The organism is Pseudomonas sp. 5P_3.1_Bac2, assembly GCF_025465995.1.
GTDB lineage: Bacteria > Pseudomonadota > Gammaproteobacteria > Pseudomonadales > Pseudomonadaceae > Aquipseudomonas.
This window is the reverse complement of sequence record NZ_JANLNY010000009.1, coordinates 1-4987: the sequence shown is the minus strand read 5'-3', so window position 1 is coordinate 4987 and position 4987 is coordinate 1. Positions and strand designations below refer to the sequence as shown.

Here is a 4987-nt window from a genome sequence, read left to right as displayed (position 1 = left end):
GCTTTGTAGTTGCTGCAAATTTTCGGTTTGTTGTCGACTTCAACCGTCTGACACCACAAATTGTTTGGGTGTTATATGGTCAAGCCTCACGGGCAATTAGTATTGGTTAGCTCAACGCCTCACAGCGCTTACACACCCAACCTATCAACGTCGTAGTCTTCGACGGCCCTTTAGGGAACTCAAGGTTCCAGTGAGATCTCATCTTGAGGCAAGTTTCCCGCTTAGATGCTTTCAGCGGTTATCTTTTCCGAACATAGCTACCCGGCAATGCCACTGGCGTGACAACCGGAACACCAGAGGTTCGTCCACTCCGGTCCTCTCGTACTAGGAGCAGCCCCTCTCAAATCTCAAACGTCCACGGCAGATAGGGACCGAACTGTCTCACGACGTTCTAAACCCAGCTCGCGTACCACTTTAAATGGCGAACAGCCATACCCTTGGGACCGGCTTCAGCCCCAGGATGTGATGAGCCGACATCGAGGTGCCAAACACCGCCGTCGATATGAACTCTTGGGCGGTATCAGCCTGTTATCCCCGGAGTACCTTTTATCCGTTGAGCGATGGCCCTTCCATACAGAACCACCGGATCACTAAGACCTACTTTCGTACCTGCTCGACGTGTCTGTCTCGCAGTCAAGCGCGCTTTTGCCTTTATACTCTACGACCGATTTCCGACCGGTCTGAGCGCACCTTCGTACTCCTCCGTTACTCTTTAGGAGGAGACCGCCCCAGTCAAACTACCCACCATACACTGTCCTCGATCCGGATAACGGACCAGAGTTAGAACCTCAAGGTTACCAGGGTGGTATTTCAAGGATGGCTCCACGCGAACTGGCGTCCACGCTTCAAAGCCTCCCACCTATCCTACACAAGTAAACTCAAAGTCCAGTGCAAAGCTATAGTAAAGGTTCACGGGGTCTTTCCGTCTAGCCGCGGATACACTGCATCTTCACAGCGATTTCAATTTCACTGAGTCTCGGGTGGAGACAGCGCCGCCATCGTTACGCCATTCGTGCAGGTCGGAACTTACCCGACAAGGAATTTCGCTACCTTAGGACCGTTATAGTTACGGCCGCCGTTTACCGGGGCTTCGATCAAGAGCTTCGCTTGCGCTAACCCCATCAATTAACCTTCCGGCACCGGGCAGGCGTCACACCCTATACGTCCACTTTCGTGTTTGCAGAGTGCTGTGTTTTTAATAAACAGTCGCAGCGGCCTGGTATCTTCGACCGGCATGAGCTTACGCAGTAAATGCTTCACCCTCACCGGCGCACCTTCTCCCGAAGTTACGGTGCCATTTTGCCTAGTTCCTTCACCCGAGTTCTCTCAAGCGCCTTGGTATTCTCTACCTAACCACCTGTGTCGGTTTGGGGTACGGTTCCTAATTACCTGAAGCTTAGAAGCTTTTCCTGGAAGCATGGCATCAACCACTTCATGTTCTAAAAGAACACTCGTCATCAGTTCTCGGCCTTGATCTCCCGGATTTACCTAAGAAATCAGCCTACTACCTTAAACACGGACAACCAACGCCGTGCTGGCCTAGCCTTCTCCGTCCCTCCATCGCAGTAATTAGAAGTACGGGAATATTAACCCGTTTCCCATCGACTACGCATTTCTGCCTCGCCTTAGGGGCCGACTCACCCTGCGTCGATTAACGTTGCGCAGGAAACCTTGGTCTTTCGGCGTGCGAGTTTTTCACTCGCATTGTCGTTACTCATGTCAGCATTCGCACTTCTGATACCTCCAGCAAGCTTCTCAACTCACCTTCACAGGCTTACAGAACGCTCCTCTACCGCTCAACTTACGTTGAACCCGTAGCTTCGGTGTATGGTTTGAGCCCCGTTACATCTTCCGCGCAGGCCGACTCGACTAGTGAGCTATTACGCTTTCTTTAAAGGGTGGCTGCTTCTAAGCCAACCTCCTAGCTGTCTAAGCCTTCCCACATCGTTTCCCACTTAACCATAACTTTGGGACCTTAGCTGACGGTCTGGGTTGTTTCCCTTTTCACGACGGACGTTAGCACCCGCCGTGTGTCTCCCGTGCTGACACTTGCTGGTATTCGGAGTTTGCATCGGTTTGGTAAGTCGGGATGACCCCCTAGCCGAAACAGTGCTCTACCCCCAGCAGTGATACACGAGGCGCTACCTAAATAGCTTTCGAGGAGAACCAGCTATCTCCGAGCTTGATTAGCCTTTCACTCCGATCCACAGGTCATCCGCTAACTTTTCAACGGTAGTCGGTTCGGTCCTCCAGTCAGTGTTACCTAACCTTCAACCTGCCCATGGATAGATCGCCCGGTTTCGGGTCTATACCCAGCGACTAAACGCCCTATTAAGACTCGCTTTCGCTACGCCTCCCCTATTCGGTTAAGCTCGCCACTGAATATAAGTCGCTGACCCATTATACAAAAGGTACGCAGTCACCCAACAAAGTAGGCTCCCACTGCTTGTACGCATACGGTTTCAGGATCTATTTCACTCCCCTCTCCGGGGTTCTTTTCGCCTTTCCCTCACGGTACTAGTTCACTATCGGTCAGTCAGTAGTATTTAGCCTTGGAGGATGGTCCCCCCATATTCAGACAAAGTTTCTCGTGCTCCGTCCTACTCGATTTCATTGATAAGAGATTTTCGTGTACGGGGCTATCACCCACTACGGCGGCACTTTCCAGAGCCTTCCACTAATCTCAAATCAACTTAAGGGCTAGTCCCCGTTCGCTCGCCACTACTAAGGGAATCTCGGTTGATTTCTTTTCCTCAGGGTACTTAGATGTTTCAGTTCCCCTGGTTCGCCTCTTACACCTATGTATTCAGTGCAAGATACCTAACTTATGTTAGGTGGGTTCCCCCATTCAGAGATCTCCGGATCAAAGTCTGTTTGCCGACTCCCCGGAGCTTATCGCAGGCTACAACGTCTTTCATCGCCTCTGACTGCCAAGGCATCCACCGTATGCGCTTCTTCACTTGACCATATAACCCCAAGCAATCTGGTTACTGTCTCAAACGTGAAGACGACATTCGCCGAAAATTTGCAATTGAGAACTACAAATTTTACCTTGACCAGATTAATTACCAGTGAAAGTAATCAATCAGTCACTTCTATCACATACCCAAATTTTTAAAGAACGATTTGTACCGGTCATAAAGACCAGAAATCAGTATTCAATGAATACTCATTTCTGAGCTCTAAGCTTAATGGTGGAGCCAAGCGGGATCGAACCGCTGACCTCCTGCGTGCAAGGCAGGCGCTCTCCCAGCTGAGCTATGGCCCCAATGTCTTGAAGCCTGCGCCCCACAACAATTGGTGGGTCTGGGCAGATTCGAACTGCCGACCTCACCCTTATCAGGGGTGCGCTCTAACCAACTGAGCTACAGACCCAATCGTCTTCTGCAATGAATCAAGCAATTCGTGTGGGAGCTTATGAGAAAGCTGATGTCGTCGATTAAGGAGGTGATCCAGCCGCAGGTTCCCCTACGGCTACCTTGTTACGACTTCACCCCAGTCATGAATCACACCGTGGTAACCGTCCTCCCGAAGGTTAGACTAGCTACTTCTGGTGCAACCCACTCCCATGGTGTGACGGGCGGTGTGTACAAGGCCCGGGAACGTATTCACCGTGACATTCTGATTCACGATTACTAGCGATTCCGACTTCACGCAGTCGAGTTGCAGACTGCGATCCGGACTACGATCGGTTTTATGGGATTAGCTCCACCTCGCGGCTTGGCAACCCTTTGTACCGACCATTGTAGCACGTGTGTAGCCCTGGCCGTAAGGGCCATGATGACTTGACGTCATCCCCACCTTCCTCCGGTTTGTCACCGGCAGTCTCCTTAGAGTTCCCACCATAACGTGCTGGTAACTAAGGACAAGGGTTGCGCTCGTTACGGGACTTAACCCAACATCTCACGACACGAGCTGACGACAGCCATGCAGCACCTGTGTCTGAGTTCCCGAAGGCACCAATCTATCTCTAGAAAGTTCTCAGCATGTCAAGGCCAGGTAAGGTTCTTCGCGTTGCTTCGAATTAAACCACATGCTCCACCGCTTGTGCGGGCCCCCGTCAATTCATTTGAGTTTTAACCTTGCGGCCGTACTCCCCAGGCGGTCAACTTAATGCGTTAGCTGCGCCACTAAAATCTCAAGGATTCCAACGGCTAGTTGACATCGTTTACGGCGTGGACTACCAGGGTATCTAATCCTGTTTGCTCCCCACGCTTTCGCACCTCAGTGTCAGTATCAGTCCAGGTAGTCGCCTTCGCCACTGGTGTTCCTTCCTATATCTACGCATTTCACCGCTACACAGGAAATTCCACTACCCTCTACCGTACTCTAGCTCAGCAGTTATGAAAGCAGTTCCCAGGTTGAGCCCGGGGCTTTCACTTCCATCTTACTGAACCACCTACGCGCGCTTTACGCCCAGTAATTCCGATTAACGCTTGCACCCTTCGTATTACCGCGGCTGCTGGCACGAAGTTAGCCGGTGCTTATTCTGTCGGTAACGTCAAAACAGCAAAGTATTAATTTACTGCCCTTCCTCCCAACTTAAAGTGCTTTACAATCCGAAGACCTTCTTCACACACGCGGCATGGCTGGATCAGGCTTTCGCCCATTGTCCAATATTCCCCACTGCTGCCTCCCGTAGGAGTCTGGACCGTGTCTCAGTTCCAGTGTGACTGATCATCCTCTCAGACCAGTTACGGATCGTCGCCTTGGTGAGCCATTACCTCACCAACTAGCTAATCCGACCTAGGCTCATCTAATGGCGCGAGGCCCGAAGGTCCCCCGCTTTCTCCCGTAGGACGTATGCGGTATTAGCGTCCGTTTCCGAACGTTATCCCCCACCACTAGGCAGATTCCTAGGCATTACTCACCCGTCCGCCGCTCTCAAGAGAAGCAAGCTTCTCTCTACCGCTCGACTTGCATGTGTTAGGCCTGCCGCCAGCGTTCAATCTGAGCCATGATCAAACTCTTCAGTTCAATACTGCAT

At 51.5% G+C, this 4987-nt stretch carries 2 tRNA genes and 2 rRNA genes; all 4 read right to left on the bottom strand.

Going from position 1 to position 4987, the window contains the following annotated elements:
* Positions 1-75: 75 nt before the first annotated feature.
* Positions 76-2966, bottom strand: a 23S ribosomal RNA gene (locus tag NTD81_RS09960).
* Positions 2967-3192: 226 nt separating this feature from the next.
* Positions 3193-3268 (bottom strand) — tRNA-Ala (locus NTD81_RS09955).
* A gap of 30 nt (positions 3269-3298) precedes the next feature.
* A tRNA-Ile gene (locus tag NTD81_RS09950) sits at positions 3299-3375 on the bottom strand.
* A gap of 65 nt (positions 3376-3440) precedes the next feature.
* Positions 3441-4977: ribosomal RNA gene (locus NTD81_RS09945) — 16S ribosomal RNA — on the bottom strand.
* The 16S and 23S rRNA genes sit together here with 2 tRNA genes alongside, the layout of an rRNA operon.
* Between the last annotated feature and the right edge of the window lie 10 nt (positions 4978-4987).